Here is a 22102-nt window from a genome sequence, read left to right as displayed (position 1 = left end):
CACTAGCTCTGCTTCCAAGTCTCTTCCATAATCGCGACCGGGCTCATCGGCAGCCTTTCCATGCGAATGCCGGTGGCGCTGTGGACAGCGTTGGCGATAGCCGGGGTAGGCGGCACGATGTTCGCTTCGCCCACGCCGCGCACGCCGAAGGGATGGTCGCTCGGCACTTCCACTATGACCGTGTCGATCATCGGCAGGTCAAGCGAGGTGGGCATGCGATAGTCCAGCAGCGTGGAATTCGCCATAGTGCCATCGTCGGTCATGTAATACTCTTCGTTGAGCGCCCAGCCGATGCCCTGCACGCTGCCGCCCTGCATCTGCCCTTCGACATAGCTCGGGTGGATAGCCTTGCCGGCGTCCTGCACGACGGTGAAGCGCGTAACTTCGGTCTTGCCGGTTGCCGGGTCCACCTCGACATCCACGATGTTGCCGGCGAACGAGCCGCCGCCAACGCCCATGCCGCCTGCATTGCGGCTTGCCGTGCCAACGATCGGACCGCCTGTGCCGCCCATCTGAGCGGCGAGGTCGCTGAAGCTCATATTGAGTTCAGGATCGCTGGCAGACTGCAACACGCCGTCCTTCATTTCGATGGAATCAGCGTCCACATCCCAGATAGTCGCGGCACGCTCGATCATCTTCTGCTTGACATCCATGGCCGCGTCGTATGCTGCCCAACCCGTGGCGTATGTTGTACGACTGCCACCCGTTACGGCAGTGAAGCCAACGGAGTCGGTGTCCACGACGGACGGGCGAACGCTCTCTGCGGGGATGCCTAGTACTTCAGCCGCCTGCATCGCGATGGACGCGCGGCTGCCGCCGATGTCGGTCGAACCTTCGACCAGCGTAATCGTGCCGTCCGCGTTGACCGCGATGTTCACCGCGGACTCAAAGCCGACATTGAACCAGTAGCCAACGGCAACGCCGCGACCCTGATTCTCGCCAAGCGGCGCGCTGTAGTGCGGGTGATTCTTCATCGCTTCCAGCACTTCCACGCAGCCGATGCGCGGGAAGACCGTGCCGTCGGGCCTGCGCGTGCCTTCCACGGACGCGTTCTTCAGGCGGAGGTCTATCGGGTCCATACCGAGCTTAATAGCCAACTCGTCGACGGCTTGCTCACAAGCGAATGCGGCGTTTGGCGCACCGGGCGCTCGGTATGCCGCGGTCTTCGGCTTGTTGACCACGACATCGTAGCCGTCGATAACGGCGTTTTCGACATCGTATGCGGCGAAAACGCACTGCGCGCCTGCGCCAACGGGCGAGCCGGCGTATGCGCCCGCCTCGAATGCGAGGTAGGACTGCATCGCGGTAATCGTACCGTCGTGCTTTGCGCCAATCTTCACCTTCATGTTGGAGCCACAGGTGGGACCGGATGCCTCAAACACATCCGCGCGGCTCATAACGAGCTTGACCGCCCTGCCGCTCTTCTTAGAGAGCATCGCGGCGACCGGCTCTAGGTAAACGGGAATCTTGCCGCCGAAGCCGCCGCCGATTTCCATCGGTGTTACGCGCACCTGCGACACGGGCAGCATAAGCACCTGTGCCGTGGCGTCGCGCGCAGGGAATGCGCCCTGCGTGCTGCACCAGATATGCAGCCTGCCGTCGGTGTTCCAGAACGCGGATGCCGCGTGCGGCTCGATGTAGCCCTGGTGAACCGTTACGGTGTTGAATTCACGTTCCACGATGACATCGGCTTCGCCAAAGCCTGCATCGATGTCGCCCTTGACATGCTGGAAGTGCTGCGCGACATTGCTCGGCTTGTCGTCAACGGTGGCGCCGAGTTCGTTCGTGCGCATGCTTTCGTGAAGGATGGGCGCGTCGTCTGCCATGGCTTCCGGCGCGGTCATCACGGACGGCAGCACTTCGTAATCGACCTTGATGAGTTTTACCGCTTCTTCGGCGATGTGCGGGTTGGATGCCGCAACCGCCGCGATTGCGTGTCCCTTATACAGCGCCTTATGCCGGGCGAGTATGTTGGACTGCAAGTCGTGGAGCGTCGTAACTTCTTCGCCGAAGTCAACGGTGTCGTCCGTCACCTGCGGGAAGTCGTCGAAGGTAACCACGGCATGAACGCCGGGCAGCGCTTCCGCCGCGCTGGTATCGATGGACACGATGTTCGCGTGTGCATGGGGGCTTCGCAGCACCTTGCCGTGCAGCAGACCGGCCGTGTCAAAGTCCGCTCCGTAGAGCGCGCGACCCGTCACCTTATCCGCGCCGTCGTGTCGAATGGGTCGAGTACCGACCACATTGTATTCCTGGCTGGAGAGGATCATATTTCTCTCGTAGTCGGTCGTAGTCGTCATGCGCTCGCCTCCTGCATTCGGCTCGCCGCGTCCTGGACTGCGCGCACAATCTTGTCGTAGCCGGTGCAGCGGCAGAGATTGTTCGCCAGCCAGAAGCGTATCTCGTGTTCGGTCGGGTCGGGGTTGTGATCAAGCAGCGCTTTCGTCGCTACTATGAAGCCGGGCGTGCAGATACCGCACTGCAATGCCGCGTTCTCCAGGAACGCCTGCTGTACGGGGTGGAGCTCGCTGCCGTCAGCGATGCCTTCGATGGTGGTAATGTCGCTGCCCTCGGCTTCGACGCCGAGCACGAGGCAGGGTGTGACAATTCTGCCATCCATCTCGACGGTGCAGGCGCCGCAGTTGCCGTCGTTGCAGCCTTCCTTAGAACCGGTCAGGCCTATGACATCACGCAGGCACTCGAGCAGGCTCTGACGCGGCTCCGCGAGGAAGTCCACGGGTTCGCCGTTGATTCTGGTCTGAACATAAGTCTTTCCGGGCATTAAGCATTCTCCTTAGCTCGGTCAATCGCAATCTGCAGCGAGCGCCGGGTAAGCACATCGCACAGATGCTTTCTATATTCGATGGTACCGCGCATGTCGGTGATGGGGGTAGCGGCGTCCTTCGCCATCTGTCCCGCCTCTGCCAGCGTATCATCGTTGGCGGGCTTGCCTGCTATGGCGTCGCCAATTGCGGATACATAGAGCGGCGTGGGTGCGACGGCTGCGAGAGCCACGCGCGCCGACTTGATGGTATCGCCATCAAGCACGATCGAGGTGCCTGCGCCGGCGACTGCGATGTCCATCTCGTTGCGCGGGATGAAGCGCATGTAGTTCGCGCCAAATCCGCTGGTCGGAGCAGGGAAACTGATGGATACCAGCATCTCGCCGTTACCGAGCACATTGCTGCCCGGACCCGTGCAGAAGTCCTCTACCGCCACATGCCGATGACCATCGGGACCTGCGATATTGGCGACGGCGCTGTGCGCGATCATCGCCGGAATGGAGTCTCCGCTGGGTGTGGAGTTGCAGAGGTTGCCGCCGAAAGACGCCCTGCCCTGAATCTGTGTACCTCCGATGAGGGATGCGGAGTCTATAAGCCCGGGGTACGCGCGCGAAATCGCCGCGTTGCCATAAATCCTGTAGCAAGGAACAGCCGCGCCGAGAGTCAGACCCCCCTCCGGGTCGTAGGTAATCTCGTTGAGCTCGGGTATGTTCTTGCCGTCCACGACGAGGTTTACGTCGTCAAACCTGCCGCCCCTAAGCTGGACCAACAGGTCGGTTCCTCCCGCCAACACGCGCGCGCTTCCGTTTGCGTCGCTTAGCAGTTCAACCGCTTCTCTAACCGAGTGGGGACTGGTGAAATCTATCCAGTGCAATATCCCACCTCCTTTCTCGAATTTGCGCGAAGTTTTCTGTTCACGCCTGCATTTGGGCATTCTCCCACAAACGCGGTAAGTATATCAAACCTTCTTTTATTGGACAACGCATTGGGAAGCCGAAACGCTACCTACTACTGATATAAGCAATTCTAAATCTTGACAACCACGCTCCATGTATTATCTTACCTATATTCAACCATTCCCTGCGCTTGTTGCCCTGCGCCCATTATTTGATTGCGCCGCCTGAGTACATCTAGGAAGTGTGCCGAGAGGAAATGACCGCATCAATAGAATCACGCCATCTATGGAAGTCTGCGAAGGCGCATGGCATCACCCGCCGCCGGTTCCTAGCGCTGCTATCCGCCGGTGGCGCAGCCGCAGTGCTTGCCGCATGCGGTGATTGGAGCGCATCCGACAAAGCTGCAACGCCCGCCCTCGAACAAGGGCAGCCCGTATCATCCGAGGAGAAGTCCGCTTGGTTTAAGGACACGGCGACGTTTATCCGGCATGAGGACAAGGGCCTTGAAGCCCACCTTGAGAACATGCAGGGACTGATAACTCCCCGCCATCTCTTCTTCGTGCGTAACAATTCCGTGAGCGTGGACATAGACGCATCGCAATGGCGATTGGCAATCGAGGGAGACGCCGTTGCCAACCCTATGCAACTGTCATACGACCGCATAAGAAATCTCCCCAGCCGTACGGTAGTGTCATACTTGGAATGCGCCGGCAACCACCGCGCCATGTTCGACCTCGTAAACGGGCAAGCGGCAAAGGGCACCCAGTGGATGACAGGCGCCATCGGCAACGCTGAGTGGACAGGCGTCTCGCTCAGGGATGTGCTCACTCTGGCAGGTATCACGGACGACGCTACCAGTGTTCTCTTGATTGGACAGGACACCGAATCCCCGGAAGGCGGTTTCCGCCGTGTCGTACCTGTCGATAAGGCGATGCACCCCGACACCCTACTGGCTTACGCTCTGAACGGAGATGTCCTACCGAAAGACCACGGCTATCCGCTTCGAGCCTTGCTACCCGGATGGGTGGGCAGTTCCAGCATAAAGTGGCTCGGCCGCATCGAGGTGTCGTATGCCGACATCTGGACGCGCAACAACACGACGTCTTATGTGCTGATCGGAGACGATTATCCCGCGCAAGGCGAGGCGCAGGGCGAAGTGGTAACCACCCAAAATATCAAAAGCGCCCTTGCGTTGCCATGGCCCGCCAAGTTAACTGTAGGCTCGCACCGAATACACGGATACGCGCATTCGCCTAACGGCAGTATTGCCTCTGTAGAGTGGAGCGACGATTCCGGCAGTGCGTGGCATTCTGCAACTATTCTGGAGCCACAAGTGCAATACTCATGGGCGCGATTCGAGTTCGCTTGGAACGCCCAATCCGGCGAACATACGATAATGACGCGCGCCACCGATACTCAGGGGAACACCCAGCCGGACGCCATACCCTTCAACGAAAAAGGCTATCTGTTCAACCAGCCTCTGCCGCACCCAGTAACTGTGTTCTGATCCTCCGGTTCCTACGAAGTTAATGGACTGCGCATTTGGGCGAGTTTATCAGACTGCCCCATCATACCTGACGCGGCTTTCATGACACGCTCCTCAGATTCCCTCACGCCGGTCCGAATGACGATTAGCGCTTTGGCGGATTTGACAAGAATTGATGGGACGGATGGGTTGAGATTGCCGCTAAATGTGGCTTGTTCCATTGTGATAGAATTGGGATATATTCTAATCCTAATTCAGGATACAAAATTCTATTCAGCATACAAACAGGAGGCGGCTGTGAGCAGTGGCGCGATGATTGTTGCGGGGCTTATCCTCGTGGGAGTGGGCATTTTGCTTATTGTCGGCATTCTGCAATTCATTCTGACCATATTGGGCTGGATTGCGCTTGTCGCCGGCGTGGTCTTTGGCGTGGTGGGGCTTATCCAAGTGTTTAGTGGCAATAAAGACCGGTATTAGCGCACTTCACAGCATTTCAGCAAGCTAGAGTCAGCAAGCCCCATAAGCAAGACGAGGTGAAAAATGGGCATACTTTCCCGAATGTCAACGGTCGTGAAATCCAAGATGAACCGAATTTTGGACAATGCGGAAGACCCTAACGAGACGCTGGATTACGCGTACGAAAAGCAGATGGAAACTCTGCGCGATGTGAAGCGCGGCGTGGTCGAGATGGTTACCGCAAAGCGCCGTCTGGAACTGCAAGCGTCCAAGGTCAAGGACAGCATCGTGAAGCTGGACGGGCAGGCGCGGCAGGCGATGGGCGCAGGCCGCGAAGACCTTGCTCGGATGGCGTTGCAGCGCAAGCAGGCGTCGCTGATGGAACTCGAAGGGCTGGACAACCAGATTGCCGACCTGGAAGTGGAACAGGAAAAGCTCACGCAGGCGGAGCAGCGCTTGCAGGCGAAGGTAGCGGCATTCCGCACTCGCAAGGAAGTGGTGAAGGCGCAGTACAACGCGGCGCAGGCGCAAGTGCGGATCGGCTCGGCGCTGTCGGGCATTTCTGAGGAGATGAGCGATGTCTCGCTCGCCATAGAGCGCGCGGAGAACAAGACCGAGAATATGCGAGCGCGCGCAGGCGCCATCGACGAACTCGCCGAGTTGGGCGTGCTAGACGACTATAGCGGACAAGGCGGCGACCCGCTCAGCCGCGAACTGTCGCAGCTTATGGCAGAGCAGAATGTGGACGATGAACTCGCCGCGCTCAAGGGCGAGGTGCCCTCGGGTGAACGACAGGCGCTGCCGCAGTCGTCCGGCGATGCGGTGGAAGAAGAACTTGCCGCACTACGGAATAGACGAGATGATACATAAGCGCTGTTGCCGATGATGGCAACGCGCGAATGATGCTGAGACGACTTGCTGAATGCCTTGCAATGACGAAGCATTGCCTGACGAGAGTTTTACCGCGAAATCTGGCATGCATGCATTGCGAGGTTCTGCCCCCTAAACTTCCTCCATGGTGGAGGAAGGGATAAAGGGATTTATGAATAGGAATGACTGAAGAGGCACTGACTATATGATAGTCCGCATATTGACGGAAGGGCAGTACGACCTGCCCGGCGCGTTCATCGACGACCTGAACGCCATCGACAACGAACTCGTGGAAATCGTCGCGGCAGAGGATGCCGAAGGCTTTGCCCGCGTGCTGAAGCAGATGCTTGACCTAGTGCGCGAGAAAGGCAGCCCCGTGCCATTAGACGAACTCGTAGAATCCGACCTTGTGCTACCACAGCCGGACATCACGATGCTTGAAGCGGAAGAGATGTTCGTGGGAGAGGGACTGGTGGCGGGGTAGCCGGCAGGGCAGCGAGTATATGGCTGCCGAGGCGTTTCACGCCCACCTACCATCCTATATCGGGGGAGGGACATAGGGTCTTTCGATTGTTCATGCCATTTCGAGCGAAGCGAGAATTCTAAACGCGTTGACTACGAACAGGCTTGTTTCCACACAGCGATTTTAGACCCTTCACTTCGTTCAGGGTGACACTTGGGGAAGGGCTGAACACGCTAAAAAGGAATGCCCCAGAGCGAGTACCAGTTTTCTAGGCTGCGCTCCACAGGGATTTTCTCCTGTTCCATCACGGCGCTGAGGCGCATTTCCGCGGCGTTGTCGCGCGTCTGCGGCGCGGTGATTACCATCGGGTAGAATCTACCGCGCTTGTAGTTGTATATCCAGTACGCATCCCTACCCTCGTACTGAACGCCGAACACCGCCGCGAGCAGCCGCTCCGCGAAGCCGTGCTCTATCACCGTCTCGCTTATCAGGTGAATCGTGGATACGAGATCCTCGAAGTCCCGGTCTTCCAGCGACGCCCAGCGCGTGCCGAATGTGTCGTCCACGACCTCGAATTGCGTGCCGGTGGCGGTCTCGCTCACTTCTAACAGCGACCTGATTTCGCTGTCCAGATTCTCGAAGAACGACGATTCGACCGGGTTGAACACGATGCCCGCCTTATGCGTGCTGCGCAAGTCCATCCTACCGCTTAGCGAGACCTCCGCAGTGATGATGGAGAAGAACTTCTCGCGATCCGGCTTCTTGAGCTTGTTTCGCCCGAACAGTGTGCTAAATAGCCCCATTGCTACGCCCTTTCCTCGCCTTTGCGCTCCAAGACGCGCTGCATCATCCGCAGCTTGTGAATGCGCTTGTACGGAGTGGATGTGTGGAGGGCAAGCCAGTCCATATCCATACGATAGCGTTTCCTTCTAGGTGTTCAAGGGTGTTCTACTATCGTTCGTGGTGAGCTTGTCGAACCACGCGTCCCGAGTTCTCGTCCTTCGACAAGCTCAGGACAAACGGGTTTTTGATTCAAACCACCTTAATGGAAACGCTACCCTACACGCGTTCTATGTTGCGCTGCATATTCTGCAGCCGTTCGATGCGATCTTCGACCGGCGGGTGGCTGGAGAACAGCGTGGCGATGGTATTGCCCTTCAGCGCAGGTACGATGAAGAACGCGCTGGCATGCTCAACCTGCCGCAGGTCCTTCTCCGGTATGCGGTACATGTCGTTGCTTATCTTCTGCAATGCGGACGCCAATTGCAGCGGCGCGCCGGTTATCTCCGCGCCGCCTCTGTCCGCCGCGTATTCGCGGTAACGCGACAGCGTCATTATAAGCATCTGGCTGACGAAGTACACTATGATGGTACCAATATAGACCGCTATAATCACGACGAAAAACTGACCGGCATCGCGTCGATCGCCGCCACCGCCGCCTAATCCACCGAACAGGCTTATCCAGAATAGCATCTGCAATAGGAAGCCCGCCGCTATCACGATGATGCTCGCCCAGGTGAGCACCATAACATCACGGTTCTTCACATGCGCCAGTTCGTGTCCGAGCACCGCTTCTAGTTCGCGCTCGTTGAGCCGCGACATCAGCCCGCGCGTTACTGCGATGACGGCGTTCTTCGGGTTACGTCCGGTGGCGAATGCGTTGGGTACATGCGTCTCCATAACCGCGATCTTCTTAGGCTTCGGAATGTCCGCGATCGCCGCCAGCCGCTCAACTGTGGCATGCAGGCGTGGCTCTTCCTCTGCGCTAACCTCTTTCGCGCCGGTTGTCGCAAGCACGAGCTTGTCGGACATAAAGTACTGGAAGAACGCCATACCGATTGCCAGTATCAGCACGAACTCCCACGGAATGCCGGCGAACATCAGCAGTCCAAGAAAGAACACATACACAAGCGCGAGCAGCAGCAGCGTGAAGCCCATGCGGAAGGTCAGTTCAAAGTCTCGTCCGTAGTTTCTTTGTCTCATTGAAATATCCTCCTAGGGGGGAACCTGATTCCATTATACATGAACGAGCGGGGCGTCCGTGACAAGTCGGTATTTCAATATTTCAGTCTGTCTGTCGCTGCGATACATATTGCCTATCCTGTTTATCCTGTTAGCATGAACGTATGACTACTTCATCGACTATAACGACGACAGATTGGCGGACGGTTGGGCATGAGAAGGCGGTGGATACGCTTGCCCGCAGTGCGCGGGACGGGCGGTTTGCGCATGCTTGGCTGCTGGCGGGTCCGGCGCATGTTGGCAAGATGACGCTGGCGATGGACATTGCGCGGCTGGTGAATTGCACGGCGAACGACGCCGACAGCAAGCCCTGTGGAGAATGCCGACAGTGCCGTCGTATCACGGACGCTTTGCACGCCGATGTGCGCGTGATTTCACAGGATGGCGGAACACGGCGCACGGCAATTAGCGTCGATCAGATACGCGAGTTGCAGCGCGAGGCGATGCTGAAGCCATACGAGGGACGACGACGCGTGTTCATCATCGAAGATGCGGACAATTTCACGCAGGAAGCGGCGAACGCGCTGCTGAAGATGCTGGAAGAGCCGCCGGACGATGTGATATTCGTGCTGCTCGCCGCCGAGGTGCGAGAAAACACGGCGGACGAATCGGCAGGGGCGGTCGCCTACGACGCCGGGCGCGAGCAAGACCGGATAGCTGCGATGCTGAACGCAGTGCCGCAAGTCGGCGGCATACTGCCGACAATCCTGTCGCGCTGCCAAGTGCTGCAATTGCGCCCGCTGCCGATAGCCAAAGTGCAAAGCGAACTCGACCGCCGCTTCAACCTGCCGCCTGAGGACACGACCGAGATTGCGCGACTCTCCGCCGGAAGATTAGGCTGGGCGTTGCAGGCGGCGGCAGATCCACAGGTGCTGACCAAACGGAGTGAACGATTGGACGAAATCGAAGCGGCATTGAACAGTGATTTGGCGGACAAGTTCAAGTATGCAGAGCATATGGCGCTGTCCTTCGGCCGTAGTCGCGACGCGGTTTATGACGAGGTGCAGCTCTGGCTAGGCTGGTGGCGCGATGTGCTAGTTGTGAACGAAGGCAACGAAGACCTCGTACTGAACCTATCGCGGTTAGCCACCTTGAAGGCAGCGGCGTCAGCGTGCGCTTCGCGGCAAATAGTAACCGCCATCCGCGCCGTACAAGAGACCACCGCAATGCTGGAAAGCAATGTCAACGCACGCCTGTGCATCGAAGGCATGATGCTGCGCATGCCTGAATTGGAAGGGCGGTTGCCCGTGGCGCAAGCCGGCAAATAGCGCCGGTAAATCGCCTATACTTTTACAGAGCAGAACACAAATGCCGTCCCAACTCCACCCAACCGGAGACCCGACTATGCCCAAACTCACCGGCGTGCAATTCAAGCCGTCTGACAAAGTGCAGTTTTTTGATGCCGGCGAACTAAAACTCGTGGCCGGAGAGCGCGTTGTCGTGGAGACTTGGGATGGCGAGCGAGAAGCTGTGGTTGCTATTGCGCCGGACCAGGCACTGCACTCGGACTTGCGTGGGGAGCTTGACCGGGTGGTACGTAAGGTAGAATCGGAGTGAGTGGCGTTCGTACTGCCCGCAACCTAGCTTGCACCGCGAATAGAGACATACGGGTCTAATTCGATGCCACAAAAGCAGCCCCCTTCAGCGATTGCGAAGGGGGCTGCTTTGCGCCGTTATTTCAGCGCCTTGTCGCTATTCGTTGTCAGCTTGCTCAACATCGTCTAGTGAGAGTTGCTGGTTTTTCAGCTTCGCCTGCTTTGCGGCGCCGTTGCCCAAGCCTTTGGCAGCGCCTTTTCTCGTGGCGGATGCGGGCTTTTCTGCCGTTGTTTCGGTGGCGCTTTCTGCATTCGCTTTGCCGTTATGGGTGGCACTGGCGCCGTTATCAGCTAGGTCGCCTACGCACGCTATTGATGCTACGTAGTCGCTCTTGTCCAGCCTGAATATCGTTACGCCCTGTGCCTTTCGGCCTATGGTCGTCTTGATTTCAGACAGGTTGGTCCGCAGAACTTGCGCCTGCTCCGATACGAGGTATAGTTCCTTGCTGTCGTCCACAACCTCTGCAACGGCAACAGGACCTGTCTTGCGCGGCTGAATGTCGAATGTTACTAAGCCCTTGCCGCCCCTGCCTTGCTTTCTGTACTTGCTCACAGCAGTGAGCTTGCCGAAGCCCTTCTTGCTGATGACAAGCAGACGGCTGTCGCTGCCATCGGAGATAACGGACATGCCGATTACACGGTCGTCTTGAGTCAGCGTTCTCCTGCCGATTTTGCTGCCCTTTTTTTCCAGCCGTATCCCTATGACGCCACCTGCGTTGCGCTGTCTTTGCGGCGCATCCTCAATAGGAAAGCGTATAGACATGCCCTGCTCGGACACCATCACCACGTCGTCTTCTATCTTTGCGAGACATGCGCCGACAAGTTCGTCGGGCGGTCCGGAGTTCATATTCATTATGATGAGTCCGGACGGGCGAATGTTGCCGATACTACTGAGCGCGATGCGCTTGATTTTGCCGTTGCGCGTGCCGAGCATAAGGAATGTGTCATCGTGGTCTAGGCTGTCCACGGCGACTACTGCGCTCACGGTTTCGTCCGCGCCCAGTTGAATAACATTTACCACGGGCACGCCACGAGTGTTGCGCGATGTGTCTGGTCGCAGTTCGAATGTGGTGAGTTTCAGCACGCGACCGCGGTTCGTGAAGAACAGTAACGTGTCGTGCGTGTCCGCGACTAGCAGGTGCTTCACCGGGTCGTCTTCGCGCGTATTCATGCTGACGACGCCCTTGCCGCCACGATGCTGGTTGCGGTAGGTGTTCGCCGGAATGCGCTTGATGTAGCCGCCCTGACTCAGCGTAACGACAACCTGTTCATGTGCTTCGAGCTCGGCGCGGCTGATGTCGTGCGCGTCTAGGCTGATGTCCGTCTTACGCTCTTCGCCGAACTTCTTCTTGAGCGAGCGGGTCTCTTTTTTGATTTCGAGCAGAATCTTCTTCTCGTCGCCAAGAAGCTCTTCCAGCCCGCGAATCGTCTCCTGAATCTGCGCGTACTCTTCTTCAAGGCGTTCGCGTTCAAGTGCGGATATGCGTCGCAGCTGCATGTCCAGAATTGCCTGCGCTTGCGGCTCGTCGAGGTCGAAGCGGGTCATAAGGGCGTCTCGGGCAGAGGGAGTGTCGGCTGCGCCGCGTATCAGCGCGATAACCTCGTCTAAGTTGCTGACGGCGATTCGCAGTCCGGCGAGAATATGCGCTCGCTGCCGCGCCTTTTCGAGCTGGAACTCGGCGCGCCTTCGCACGACTTCGCGGCGGAAGTCGATGAACGATTGCAGCGCGGTCTTCAGCGTTATCACGCGCGGCATGCCCTCGACCAGCGCGAGCATGTTCGCGGAGAACGAACTTTGCATCGGCGTGAGCTTGTACAGGTTGTTCAGGACTACCATCGGCTGCGTGCCGGTGCGAAGTTCGATGACGATGCGCATGCCCTCGCGATCCGATTCGTCGCGCACCTCGGATATGCCCTGCAAGCGCTTGTCCTTCGTCAGGCTGGCAATCTTCTCCACCAGCGCGGCTTTGTTCACCTGATACGGCAACTCGGAGACGATTATCTGCATGCGGTTGGAGCGGCGCATAGGCTGGATTTCCGCCTTCGCCCGCACGATAATCTGCCCGCGTCCGGTCGTGTATGCGTTGCGGATGCCCTCGCGTCCCATGATGGTCGCGCCTGTGGGGAAGTCCGGTCCTTGCACGAACTTCATCAGGTCTTCGGCGGTGGCATTCGGGCGGTCGATGAGATGCACGATGGCGTCGCAAATCTCGTTCGGGTTATGCGGCGGGATGTTTGTTGCCATACCCACGGCGATGCCCGATGCGCCGTTAATCATCAGGTTCGGCAGGCGCGAGGGCAGCACAACGGGTTCGCGCAGAGTGCCGTCGAAGTTGTCGATGAAGTCAACGGTGTTCTCGTCGATGTTGACCAGCATCTCTTCGGCGACGGCGCGCAACCTCGCCTCGGTGTATCGCATCGCGGCTGGCGGATCGTTGTCCACGCTGCCGAAGTTGCCCTGCCCGTCCACCAACGGCAGGCGCATCGTGAAATCCTGCGCCATCCGCACCATCGCCTCATAGACGGAATCGTTGTTGTGGGGGTGATATTTGCCCAACACCTCGCCCACGAGCCGCGCGCTCTTCTTGTAAGGCTGCGTGGGCCTCATGCCGAGTTCGTCCATCGCGTACAGGATGCGCCGCTGCACAGGTTTCAGCCCGTCGCGCACATCCGGCAATGCGCGCGCCACGATTACGCTCATCGCGTAGTCGAGATACGAAGTGCGCATTTCCTCTTCTATCTGCGTGGGCTTGATGAAACCGTAATCAGTCTTCAGTGTAGTCATGAAGGTCTCCTATGGTTCGGGACAGCGATGGCTGCGGACGACCGAAAGCCGTGAGGAAATAGTTCCAAAGCAGCAGCGATTTAAGGCGGTAATATGAGCGGTTAGGTGGTGGAAATTGGCACATTGCCTAACTGAATTCCAATTGAAAAATCTGTACTTATTATATCATGAAGCACAAGATTTTCGGTGAGATTTATGCCCTAATACAGAGGCGACGCACCATAGTTCCGCCCCTTTAGGAAGGGTTATAAAATGGGGCAAAACGCATACAGACAAACGAGATTACGCCCTGTCGTAAGCGCCATCCGCGCGCTCAACGGCGCGTTCTAGCAGCGACTGAAATAGACGGTCGAAGTGCGGCGGCAATTCCATGCGCCGCTCCGGGCGGAACTGCACGCCGATGACCCAGCGATGCCGCGCGCTCTCCAGTGCCTCGATGACACCGTCTTCCAGCGAATACGCGGACGCCAACAGCAGCGGCGACTTCTGCGCCTCACGAAGTCCGACAGCATGCCGGCTATTGACGCGAACGAACCCGCCGGAGCCAACAACCGCGGCAAGTCTGCTGCCCGGCGCGATGTAGATTTGGTGGTATGCGGATTCCGTGCCGTCCGTGTCTGCTTCGGTATCAGCATCATCACTATCTCCAGCATTACCATCTCTGTCAGGGCTATCGGCGCTGTGGTCGGAAACGGGGACGGCAGATTTGCCGCCGAATGCGGTGTTCAGCAGGTGCAAGCCGCCGCCGAGCGCGTAGGTAGGCATATCGTCGTCGAGCGCGGCACGGAGAAGCGTTATCGCGTCGCCGTCCTGTCCGCAGTCGTCGGCGCAGACGAGCGAGTCAACAAGGGACAATGAGAGCGTTGGGGATGCGCCATCGGCGGCGTCAAGGCGAAAAGCGATGCCGCCTAACCGTTCAATTGCGGCGGCACTCATGCGCGCATGTTTGTCCGCCGCAGATAGTATGCCTATTGTGGGCGATGAGGGCATGGGCTAATTTGCCCCCATGCAAGCCTTTCCCATGAGGGAGAAGGAACAAGTAAATGTACTGACTACCAAGAGTTTCGCCTTACTATCGAGCGCTTTATTTCAGTAGGAAGCAGCGCAGGCGATTTTTCATCCTGTTGATCGCGCTCCAACGGACATTTCGCCGTATGCGATTTCTTAATCTGCTCACGCCACGACCGGAGCCATTTGACTGCGAGTTTCGCCACTGCTCGAAACGCTCGCGCTTTTGCGATTCGTGCTGCTTGTGCATGTTCACTAGCAGCGCTTGGCGGTCGTATTCGGCGCGACGGGATGGGTCGGATAGGGTTCTGTTCGCTTCGTTAACCTGCTTGAAGCGCGTGACGGCGCCGGGTTCGCGGCTGACATCGGGATGGTGCATCTTCGCCAACCTGCGATATGCTCGCTTGATGTCCGCTTGGCTCGCGTCAGGCGGCACGCCAAGAACATCGTAGTAGTTGCGCTCGCCGTTTATCACTATCAATCCGCCTAGTCGGTTTCCCTTCCCCGCTGACCTTGATGAGTTAAGGTTACTGTGGGGGGGTGAATCCCACCTTATCCCACATTGTCGCCTACCCGTGGAAGTTCGGCTGCCGGCGTTCCCGGAAGGCGGTCAGCGCCTCTTTGTGCTCTGGCGTGAAACGCGCCTCTCGCAGCGTCTCGGATTCGCGGCGGAGCACCAGCGCCAGGTCTTTTTCCATGTAATTTTCGTGGATGAGGCGCTTGACTTTTGCCAAGTGCCAGTTCGGGTTGTCGGCGATTTCCTGCGCAAGCGCCACTGCATCGGCGAGCAGATTTTCGGCAGGACTGACATGGTTCACGAAGCCGGCGTCCTTCGCCTCCTGCGCGGTGATGAACTTGCCGGTGAGCATATATTCCAGCGCGCGACCAAGCCCGACCAGATTCACGAGGAAGTGGGTACTGCCGTATTCCGGCGTCAAACCAATGCGCAGGAATCGAAAAGATATGCGCGCGTCTTCCGCCGCCAGCCGCACATCGCACGACAGCGGCAGCGTTATGCCCAGCCCGACGGCGACGCCGTTCAGCGCGCAAACAATCGGCTTAGAATCACGCGCGAGATCGACCCAGCTAATGTCGGTAGGTCTTGAAGGCGCCGGACGCGCATCGCCCTCGCCGCGCACGAAGTCCTCGAAGCCGCCGACATCCGCACCTGCGGAGAACGCCCTGCCCGCGCCGGTCAGCACCATTGCGCCGATTGTGTCGTCCGCATTCCACGCCTGCACTTGCGCCTGTATTTCGGACTGCATCACGCCGGTGAACGCGTTTAGGCTATCCGGCCGGTTCAGCGTGATAATGCCGACGCGCCCCCGGGTCTCGGTTAGGATTTGTTCATGCGCCATTCGCCAACTCCCTATCGTGCTTGTCCGATTCCTATCAGACATTCCTATGATAACATGGCGGGCATCTTATCCATCTAATTTGGCAATCCTGTACATCCTGATATACATCCCACTAGGGCGCGAGGGAGCCGCATGAGAATCACCGAAGTCAATGCAATCTATCCCAAGTACCAGCACCTTGCGCCGTCTTGGCGGACGCACTTTTGGCAGATTGTTGTGCGCGTGGACACGGATGCGGGCGTTACAGGCTACGGCTACGGCGGCGGTGGCGTGGCTGGTGTGGCAGTCGTCAACGGGCACCTGCGCGACCTGCTTATCGGACGCGAGATAGAGAGCGTGGCGGACATACAGGCGACATACGACATGCTGTATATCGAATCGCTGCCCTACGGACGCAAGGGCTTGGGCGTGATGGCTATCTCCGGCATAGACCTCGCACTGTATGACCTGCTTGGCAAGGCGCGCGATGTTCCGGTGTGCGCCCTGCTGAGCGATGCGCCAAAGCGGCGAATTCGCGCATACGCGACCGGCGAAGACGCCGAGCTATATCATAGTATCGGGTACACAGCGAACAAGTTCGGACACCGATGGACGGGCAGCGATGACGACTACGACACGGCGGTGCGGTCGGCTGAGCGCGCGCGCAGCGTATTCGGAGACGAAGCGACGATTATGGTCGATGTGTATATGTCTTGGGACGCCGACGTAACACTGGAGATGGCAAAGCGGCTTGCGGATTACAATCTGTATTGGTTCGAGGACATATTGACGCCGGACGACCTCGAAGGGCAGGCGGCGCTTATCCACGATGTGAAGCCGACGCTGATTGCGGGCGGAGAGCACGAGTTCACACGGCACGGCTTCGACGCAATTGCAAAGGCGGGCGCGATGGACTTGTGGCAGCCGGACATCACCTGGTGCGGCGGCATCACGGAGGGAATGAGGATAGTGGAGATTGCGGAGAAGCACGGAATACCCGTCGCGCCACACAGGGGCGGCGAAGTGTGGGGCTTGCATCTCATATCGGGTTCAGCGTGCTCCGACCTAGCCGAGTTTCACTCCGACCACATCCGAGCCGAGCGCGACATCCTGTGGATTAACGAACCGGCGCCAATCGACGGCTACATCTCGCCATCAGACGCGCCCGGCTTCGGCGTAACGCTGAACGAGGCGCTGCTGTAGAAGAGAGTTGCACTATTCTGTTCACGCTCGCCAATTCGGGTCAGGCGGACTTCATCAGTTCGCGCATCAGGCTGGTTGCGTAGGCGCCTTTGGGCAAGGTGAATTGCACGAAGTAGCCGTCTTCGGCAGACGAGATTGCGGCGGCGTCTAAGCGGATACGGCTGATACGTCGCGCGCCGGGTATGCGGCGGAATTGGTCGTATTCGAGCGCGAATTGCGCCAGTACTTGAGATTCCATCTCGCCGGCAGCACCTTCGCTGATGCGCACCTTGCGCCCAAACAGCGGCAATGCCGCGCTGATTTCCAGACGCTTGGCGCGCTCTGATTCGATAGCCGGGTCATCGACGACGAACATGCCGCCGCTGTCGTGGCGCTGTGCCCGGTCGCCCAGCACCACCGCATCGAACAACCCGGTTTCGATGCGCCGCTTGAGCAGCAGGTTGAACAGGTGAGATTGCAATGCGGACTGGTAGAAACGCTTCATCCTGCGGTCAACTCGCATCCGTTCGCCTTTGATTAGGCGCAGGCCGTCGGCGATGTTCGTGTTGAATGTGCCGAATCTCTGCGGCCCGAAGTAGTTGGGCACACCAACTCGACGCAGATGTTCGAGCGTAGGCTCGACAATGTCGCGCCAATCGTCGCGGGGATTACGGACGCGCACAGTGAAGCGGTTGCCGCGCAGGTGTCCCAGTCCGAGCTTGTTACGGTGCAGCGATGTTTCTAGCACAGTCAAGCCGTCCACATCGTCGAGTGTTGTGAATGCGGCGGCGTGTTCGGCTGGCACGCTTATCCACTGCCGCGCGACCGCGTACTTGTCCTTCTGCCCTGCGAATCCCACTGCGCCGCGTGGAACGCCATTCGCCGCGAGCGCGGATAGGACGTCCATCGTAGTCAGTCCGCGCTTTTCGATATGGGCGTATGCGTGCACGCCGATGCCGCTTGGCAGGTAGCTGGGGATTTCTTCAACGATGAAGTCGTCGATGCTTGCGCGGAGAGCGCCGCCCGTTCCCGCGAAGTTCACACTCGCCGCCGGCAGGTCGTCCCACGAGAATCGGAGCAGTTCTTCACTTACATCGGTCTGTGTGACAATTCCTGCGCCAGGCTGCGCGTCGCCGCCGGTCGCAGGGAATGATTCGAGCGACGCAGCGGTCATTAGGCGGTCACCCTGTAAATCCAGACCTGAAACTGCACATCCGGTTCACCCTTTGGCATGCCGTAAAATGCGTCCGTTGCCTCGACGAGTTCCCACTTGCCATCGCATACGAGCTGCTCTTGCTTGGTGCGGAAGCCGTTCTCTTCGTAGATATCCGGCCGCAGCGTAAAGGCGACGCAGCCGCCCTGCTTGGTAACACGCACTAGTTCGTCGAGCGAACTAGCCGGCGCATGTCCGAGCGTCAGCACGCCAACGCCGATGGCTGCGTCGAATGTGTCGGTGTCGAAGCCGAGCGTCTCGCCCATGACCATGCGGTGCACCGCGCCGTACACACCCTTAGCGGATGCCTGCTCCAGCATCCCGCTCGACATGTCCATCGCCTCGATGTCCGCATATCCGAGCCGGTTCAGCTCCACACCTACAAGTCCGGTGCCTGCGCCGGCGTCTAGCACTTTTCCGTCTTTCGGTACGAAACGCTCGAATATCTCCGCAGCCATTCGCGGCATCACATAGCCGAAGTCGTCCGTCAGATCGCCGTCGTATTCCTCCGCCCATTCGTCGTATCGCTCTTGGAGCTGTTGGTTGTTCTCGGATGCATAGACCCATTGCACCTTGTTTTCGCTGTTCACGGATTTTGACCGCCTTTCATATTGGACATTGTTAAGCAATTATCTTCTTAACAAGTAATAGTAACACGATGGATAGAGGGGTTGTCAGGGCATTTCAGTTGTCACCCTGAACGACGTGAAGGGCATAAAATCTCCGTATCGAAACAAGCCTGTCCGAAGTCAACGAGATTAGATTTCTCGCTTCGCTCGAAATGAAATTGAATAGATGAATAATCGAAGGGCTCTAGAGGGCTTGTGGTATGCGTGTAAGATGGTTTGTGGTTGCCAGTGTTACGTAGAATCTTCTTGTACGGTCATCTCAATTCCGGGCTGGCAGGATAGACAATCGAGACTGTGGTTGTTTATACTCACGCGGTCAAGTAACACGCGACTTGGTCGTTGCATCACATCGGGAGGGATTGATTTTGGAACAGGGAAATATAGCTTGGATGCTCGTGTCTTCTGCGCTGGTGCTTTTCATGACACCGGGGCTGGCGTTGTTCTACGCAGGCCTGGCACGCAGCAAGAACGCTTCCGCCACGATTATGCACAGCCTCATGAGTATGGGGATAATTGGCGTAGTTTGGGTACTATGGGGCTACACAATCGCCTTCGGACCATCCGTCGGAGGGCTGTTCGGCGACTTCAGCCTATTCGGGCTGAGCGGCGTGAGCCCCGAGGTCGGGACTGACGGAGGCATACCGCCCCTTCTGTTCATGATGTTTCAGGGCATGTTCGCCATCATTGCCCCTGCCATACTCACGGGCGCGTTCGCGGAGCGCATGAAGTTCAGCGCTTATGTGCTGTTCATGATACTGTGGGTTACTCTGGTCTATGCGCCGGTCGCGCACTGGGTCTGGGCAGAAGGCGGCTGGATATTCAATCTGGGCGCGCTGGACTTCGCGGGCGGCAATGTCGTTCACATCACATCCGGCGTAGGCGCGCTCGCCGCGGCGCTCATCGTGGGTAAGCGGCTTGGCTTCGGCTCCGAACCGATGGAGTCTCACAATGTGCCGATGGTCGTGCTTGGCACTGGCATGCTCTGGTTCGGCTGGTTCGGCTTTAACGCAGGCTCTGCGCTCGCGGCAGATGGCACTGCGGTCAACGCATTCGTCGTAACGAACACGGCGGCAGCGGCAGGCGCAATCGGCTGGGCGGGCTTCTCTTGGATAAAAGACGGCAAGGTATCCGTCATCGGCGCGGCATCCGGTGCGGTCGCAGGGCTTGTGGCGATAACACCGGCGGCTGGATTCGTCGGACCTATGCCCGCAATCATCATCGGTGTCGTAGGCGGCGTGCTTTGCGCGATCGCGGCGCGCTTCCTAATCAATATGAAGCTTGACGACGCACTGTCCGTCTGGGGCGTGCACGGCATCGGCGGCACTTGGGGCGGCATCGCGACCGGACTGTTCGTGGGAATCGGCTTTGGCGCATTGGAGGAAGGGGTATCCCGCTTCTCGCAGATTGGCATTCAGCTCATATCCATCGTCGCCACATGGGGCTGGGCATTCGCAGTAACCGCGATAATCCTGCTGGCGCTGAAGTACACCATTGGCTTGCGCGTCTCCGAAAACAGCGAGGCTATCGGCTTGGACTTGGCGGAACACGAAGAGCCTGCATACAGGCTCTAGCATTCGCCGCATTTTCTTTGTCCATTCCTTCTCGTGAGGGAAGGGACGCACATAACCATATCTGACAAGAAAATGGTCAATCTTATGCCAAATTGTACAACCAATCGCACAGGCAACAGCGCGGACAGCAGCGCGGGGAGGTGAAGCGTGAAGAAGGTAGAAGCAATCATAAGGCCCGAAAAACTCACTGCCGTGAAGGACTCGCTGGGCGAAGCGGGCTACTACGGACTGAATGCCACGCAGGTTACGGGACGCGGCGGGCAGCGCGGCATCGTGCACACCGGGCGCGCGGGGCAGCCGATCGTCGTGGATATGCTGCCGAAGGTCAAGTTGGAACTGGTGGTGAACGATTCCGATGTCGATCAGGTGGTGGACATCATCGTCGAGTCCGCACGCACCGGCGAGATTGGCGATGGCAAGATATTCATACAGCCCATCGAAGACACCATCAGAGTGCGCACGGGCGAACGCGGTGTTGACGCGGTTTAACCCTGTCGCTGCGTGAGCCTGCCTGCGTGAGCCTGTTTGAACCTGCATCCGCGTTTTGGTTGGGCCTATACAGACACGCCATCCTGACCTGCCTCATCAACGGGGAAGGGAGATAAGGACGATTCGCTATGAAGATCACCGATGTGGAATGCTTGATACTCGACCGCAGTTTCCCGTTCGTGCGCGTCCATACGGACGAGGGCATCGTGGGCATAGGCGAGTGCTTTCGCCGGCAGCCCACCGTCATAAAGGCGCTGGTAGAAGACTTGCTCAAGCCCTCGCTCGTCGGCAAAGACCCCACGGAGACGGCGGTGCGCTTCGACGATATGGAGCGCGCGGCGAATGGGTATGAGCTTGGCGGCGCGGTTTGGTGCGCCATATCGGGCTTGGACATCGCGCTCTGGGACATCAAGGGCAAGGCGCTCGGACAGCCCATATCCAACCTGCTCGGCGGCATGAAGCGCGACAAGATTCGCATGTACGCAAGCTCCATGCGCCGCGATATGACACCGCTCGACGAAGGGCGCAGGGCGGCGTCCTTCGTCGAACAAGGCTATTCCGGATACAAGCTGCACAGCGCAATACCCGGCGCGATGGACGACGCGCGCGACTACACCATCGCCACCGTGACCGAGGTGCGGGCGGCTGTCGGCGATGATATAGACATACTCGTCGATGTGAATGGCGCGTACTCCGTGCACCACGCAATGGAAATCGGCAAGGCACTCGAATCGCTGGGCGTGTTCCACTTTGAAGAGCCGCGACCACACTACGACCTAGAGGGACTTGCGACCATCGCGGACGCTCTCGACATCCCCATCGCGTCGGGCGAGATGATTTACACACAGTACGAATACCGCGACCTGATACTGCGGGGCAAGGTGGACATCATACAGCCGGACATCGTGAAGGCGCCCGGCTTCACCGAATTCCAGCGCATCGCCGCATTGTGCAAGGCGTTTGGCAAGCCTATCACCGTGCACAACACGCAGCCCATCATCAGCACCGTCGCGCACCTACACTTCTGCGCCGCATACGCCGATGTCGTCCCATACTCGCAGGAATACAACATCGAGCCAATCTCCATCCGCGACGAGATCCCCGTGCTGAAAGAGCCTCTGGAAGTCGTTGACGGCTATCTAGCCGTGCCAACGGGGCCCGGTCTCGGCGTTGAACTAGATGAGGATGCGGTGAAGCGGCTGGCGGCGCGGTAGGCGTGCGTAACGACGCGGAGTTTCGATCGCCGTGGCCTTGCCTCCCATCTTAGCCTTCCACGTTAGTGGGAAGAGGCTAAAAGGTTCGGGACGGCATTCGCAC

The 22102-nt window shown here is 58.5% G+C and carries 21 protein-coding genes; 10 read left to right on the top strand and 11 right to left on the bottom strand.

Annotation, left to right across the window (positions count from 1 at the left end; genetic code table 11):
* Nucleotides 1–2: 2 nt before the first annotated feature.
* Genes F4X57_06875 through F4X57_06865 form a run of 3 tightly spaced genes read right to left on the bottom strand, consistent with a single transcriptional unit; the run spans nucleotide 3 to nucleotide 3717 of the window.
* Entirely contained in the window at nucleotides 3–2300 is a 2298-nt protein-coding gene (locus F4X57_06875) for a xanthine dehydrogenase family protein molybdopterin-binding subunit (GenBank protein MYC06877.1), read from the bottom strand.
* Nucleotides 2297–2782, bottom strand: coding sequence for a (2Fe-2S)-binding protein (locus tag F4X57_06870; GenBank protein MYC06876.1), 486 nt, complete (start codon nucleotides 2780–2782; stop codon nucleotides 2297–2299). Before F4X57_06870 ends, F4X57_06875 begins: the two co-directional genes overlap by 4 nt.
* Nucleotides 2782–3717: a xanthine dehydrogenase family protein subunit M gene (locus F4X57_06865; protein MYC06875.1), complete on the bottom strand. Its 936-nt coding sequence runs from the start codon at nucleotides 3715–3717 to the stop codon at nucleotides 2782–2784. Before F4X57_06865 ends, F4X57_06870 begins: the two co-directional genes overlap by 1 nt.
* Before the next feature lie 218 nt (nucleotides 3718–3935).
* Here F4X57_06865 and F4X57_06860 point away from each other — a divergent pair, with 218 nt between their 5' ends.
* From F4X57_06860 to F4X57_06845, 4 genes are all read left to right on the top strand, one after another.
* Nucleotides 3936–5186, top strand: coding sequence for a sulfite oxidase (locus tag F4X57_06860; GenBank protein MYC06874.1), 1251 nt, complete (start codon nucleotides 3936–3938; stop codon nucleotides 5184–5186).
* 276 nt (nucleotides 5187–5462) lie between these two features.
* The gene (locus F4X57_06855) at nucleotides 5463–5642 is read left to right on the top strand and encodes a hypothetical protein (protein ID MYC06873.1); all 180 of its coding nucleotides are present in this window, start codon (nucleotides 5463–5465) and stop codon (nucleotides 5640–5642) included.
* Nucleotides 5643–5705: 63 nt separating this feature from the next.
* The gene (locus F4X57_06850; GenBank protein MYC06872.1) at nucleotides 5706–6491 is read left to right on the top strand and encodes a PspA/IM30 family protein; all 786 of its coding nucleotides are present in this window, start codon (nucleotides 5706–5708) and stop codon (nucleotides 6489–6491) included.
* Nucleotides 6492–6696: 205 nt separating this feature from the next.
* On the top strand, nucleotides 6697–6975 hold the full coding sequence (locus F4X57_06845) for a hypothetical protein (GenBank protein ID MYC06871.1): 279 nt from the start codon (nucleotides 6697–6699) through the stop codon (nucleotides 6973–6975).
* A 212-nt stretch (nucleotides 6976–7187) separates the two neighbouring features.
* On the opposite strand, the gene F4X57_06840 is transcribed toward F4X57_06845, so the two are convergent.
* Together F4X57_06840 and htpX are read right to left on the bottom strand one after the other, a co-directional pair.
* A complete protein-coding gene (locus tag F4X57_06840; GenBank protein ID MYC06870.1) occupies nucleotides 7188–7757 on the bottom strand; it encodes a hypothetical protein in 570 nt (189 codons plus the stop codon).
* Nucleotides 7758–8013: 256 nt separating this feature from the next.
* Nucleotides 8014–8937 carry a zinc metalloprotease HtpX gene (htpX, locus tag F4X57_06835; protein MYC06869.1) on the bottom strand — a complete coding sequence of 308 codons (924 nt, stop codon included), beginning with the start codon at nucleotides 8935–8937 and terminating at the stop codon, nucleotides 8014–8016.
* Between the two features lie 143 nt (nucleotides 8938–9080).
* On the opposite strand from htpX, the gene F4X57_06830 reads away from it, so the two are divergent.
* Both F4X57_06830 and F4X57_06825 read left to right on the top strand, forming a co-directional pair.
* On the top strand, nucleotides 9081–10244 hold the full coding sequence (locus F4X57_06830) for a DNA polymerase III subunit (GenBank protein ID MYC06868.1): 1164 nt from the start codon (nucleotides 9081–9083) through the stop codon (nucleotides 10242–10244).
* A gap of 76 nt (nucleotides 10245–10320) precedes the next feature.
* The gene (locus F4X57_06825; protein MYC06867.1) at nucleotides 10321–10533 is read left to right on the top strand and encodes a hypothetical protein; all 213 of its coding nucleotides are present in this window, start codon (nucleotides 10321–10323) and stop codon (nucleotides 10531–10533) included.
* Between the two features lie 135 nt (nucleotides 10534–10668).
* Here the strand turns inward: F4X57_06825 and gyrA are convergent, their stop codons facing one another.
* The 4 genes from gyrA to F4X57_06805 form a co-directional block, all read right to left on the bottom strand.
* Entirely contained in the window at nucleotides 10669–13356 is a 2688-nt protein-coding gene (gene gyrA, locus F4X57_06820; GenBank protein ID MYC06866.1) for a DNA gyrase subunit A, read from the bottom strand.
* 282 nt (nucleotides 13357–13638) lie between these two features.
* Complete coding sequence (locus tag F4X57_06815) at nucleotides 13639–14346, bottom strand: hypothetical protein (GenBank protein MYC06865.1); 708 nt, start codon at nucleotides 14344–14346, stop codon at nucleotides 13639–13641.
* Between the two features lie 94 nt (nucleotides 14347–14440).
* Nucleotides 14441–14836: a DnaJ domain-containing protein gene (locus tag F4X57_06810; GenBank protein ID MYC06864.1), complete on the bottom strand. Its 396-nt coding sequence runs from the start codon at nucleotides 14834–14836 to the stop codon at nucleotides 14441–14443.
* A 97-nt stretch (nucleotides 14837–14933) separates the two neighbouring features.
* The gene (locus F4X57_06805; GenBank protein MYC06863.1) at nucleotides 14934–15764 is read right to left on the bottom strand and encodes an enoyl-CoA hydratase/isomerase family protein; all 831 of its coding nucleotides are present in this window, start codon (nucleotides 15762–15764) and stop codon (nucleotides 14934–14936) included.
* A 90-nt stretch (nucleotides 15765–15854) separates the two neighbouring features.
* On the opposite strand from F4X57_06805, the gene F4X57_06800 reads away from it, so the two are divergent.
* A complete protein-coding gene (locus tag F4X57_06800) occupies nucleotides 15855–16904 on the top strand; it encodes a hypothetical protein (protein ID MYC06862.1) in 1050 nt (349 codons plus the stop codon).
* Between the two features lie 40 nt (nucleotides 16905–16944).
* Here F4X57_06800 and F4X57_06795 read toward each other — a convergent pair whose 3' ends face one another.
* Together F4X57_06795 and F4X57_06790 are read right to left on the bottom strand one after the other, a co-directional pair.
* Nucleotides 16945–18057, bottom strand: a complete 1113-nt coding sequence (locus F4X57_06795) for a tRNA pseudouridine(13) synthase TruD (protein MYC06861.1) — start codon at nucleotides 18055–18057, stop codon at nucleotides 16945–16947.
* A complete protein-coding gene (locus tag F4X57_06790) occupies nucleotides 18057–18686 on the bottom strand; it encodes a methyltransferase domain-containing protein (protein ID MYC06860.1) in 630 nt (209 codons plus the stop codon). The genes F4X57_06795 and F4X57_06790 overlap by 1 nt, the downstream gene beginning before the upstream one ends.
* A 404-nt stretch (nucleotides 18687–19090) precedes the next feature.
* Here F4X57_06790 and F4X57_06785 point away from each other — a divergent pair, with 404 nt between their 5' ends.
* The 3 genes from F4X57_06785 to F4X57_06775 all read left to right on the top strand — a co-directional run bounded on the left by F4X57_06785 (nucleotide 19091) and on the right by F4X57_06775 (nucleotide 21999).
* On the top strand, nucleotides 19091–20296 hold the full coding sequence (locus F4X57_06785; protein MYC06859.1) for an ammonium transporter: 1206 nt from the start codon (nucleotides 19091–19093) through the stop codon (nucleotides 20294–20296).
* Between the two features lie 147 nt (nucleotides 20297–20443).
* A complete protein-coding gene (locus F4X57_06780; protein ID MYC06858.1) occupies nucleotides 20444–20785 on the top strand; it encodes a P-II family nitrogen regulator in 342 nt (113 codons plus the stop codon).
* Between the two features lie 128 nt (nucleotides 20786–20913).
* Nucleotides 20914–21999, top strand: coding sequence for a mandelate racemase/muconate lactonizing enzyme family protein (locus tag F4X57_06775; GenBank protein MYC06857.1), 1086 nt, complete (start codon nucleotides 20914–20916; stop codon nucleotides 21997–21999).
* Nucleotides 22000–22102 lie beyond the last annotated feature (103 nt).

This window comes from Chloroflexota bacterium (genome assembly GCA_009840355.1).
Lineage (GTDB): Bacteria > Chloroflexota > Dehalococcoidia > Lucifugimonadales > JADFKI01 > Bin90.
Note: the sequence above shows the minus strand (reverse complement) of the source record. Positions and strands in the feature narration are given on the sequence as shown.

Coding starts and splice junctions, on each gene's coding strand:
- F4X57_06800 (MYC06862.1), top strand. CDS start 15,855: ATGAGAATCACCGAAGTCAATGCAATCTATCCCAAGTACCAGCACCTT.
- F4X57_06860 (MYC06874.1), top strand. CDS start 3,936: ATGACCGCATCAATAGAATCACGCCATCTATGGAAGTCTGCGAAGGCG.
- F4X57_06830 (MYC06868.1), top strand. CDS start 9,081: ATGACTACTTCATCGACTATAACGACGACAGATTGGCGGACGGTTGGG.
- F4X57_06815 (MYC06865.1), bottom strand. CDS start 14,346: ATGCCCTCATCGCCCACAATAGGCATACTATCTGCGGCGGACAAACAT.
- F4X57_06825 (MYC06867.1), top strand. CDS start 10,321: ATGCCCAAACTCACCGGCGTGCAATTCAAGCCGTCTGACAAAGTGCAG.
- F4X57_06845 (MYC06871.1), top strand. CDS start 6,697: ATGATAGTCCGCATATTGACGGAAGGGCAGTACGACCTGCCCGGCGCG.
- F4X57_06795 (MYC06861.1), bottom strand. CDS start 18,057: ATGACCGCTGCGTCGCTCGAATCATTCCCTGCGACCGGCGGCGACGCG.
- F4X57_06805 (MYC06863.1), bottom strand. CDS start 15,764: ATGTCTGATAGGAATCGGACAAGCACGATAGGGAGTTGGCGAATGGCG.
- F4X57_06865 (MYC06875.1), bottom strand. CDS start 3,717: ATGCCCAAATGCAGGCGTGAACAGAAAACTTCGCGCAAATTCGAGAAA.
- htpX (MYC06869.1), bottom strand. CDS start 8,937: ATGAGACAAAGAAACTACGGACGAGACTTTGAACTGACCTTCCGCATG.
- gyrA (MYC06866.1), bottom strand. CDS start 13,356: ATGACTACACTGAAGACTGATTACGGTTTCATCAAGCCCACGCAGATA.
- F4X57_06850 (MYC06872.1), top strand. CDS start 5,706: ATGGGCATACTTTCCCGAATGTCAACGGTCGTGAAATCCAAGATGAAC.
- F4X57_06875 (MYC06877.1), bottom strand. CDS start 2,300: ATGACGACTACGACCGACTACGAGAGAAATATGATCCTCTCCAGCCAG.
- F4X57_06870 (MYC06876.1), bottom strand. CDS start 2,782: ATGCCCGGAAAGACTTATGTTCAGACCAGAATCAACGGCGAACCCGTG.
- F4X57_06775 (MYC06857.1), top strand. CDS start 20,914: ATGAAGATCACCGATGTGGAATGCTTGATACTCGACCGCAGTTTCCCG.
- F4X57_06840 (MYC06870.1), bottom strand. CDS start 7,757: ATGGGGCTATTTAGCACACTGTTCGGGCGAAACAAGCTCAAGAAGCCG.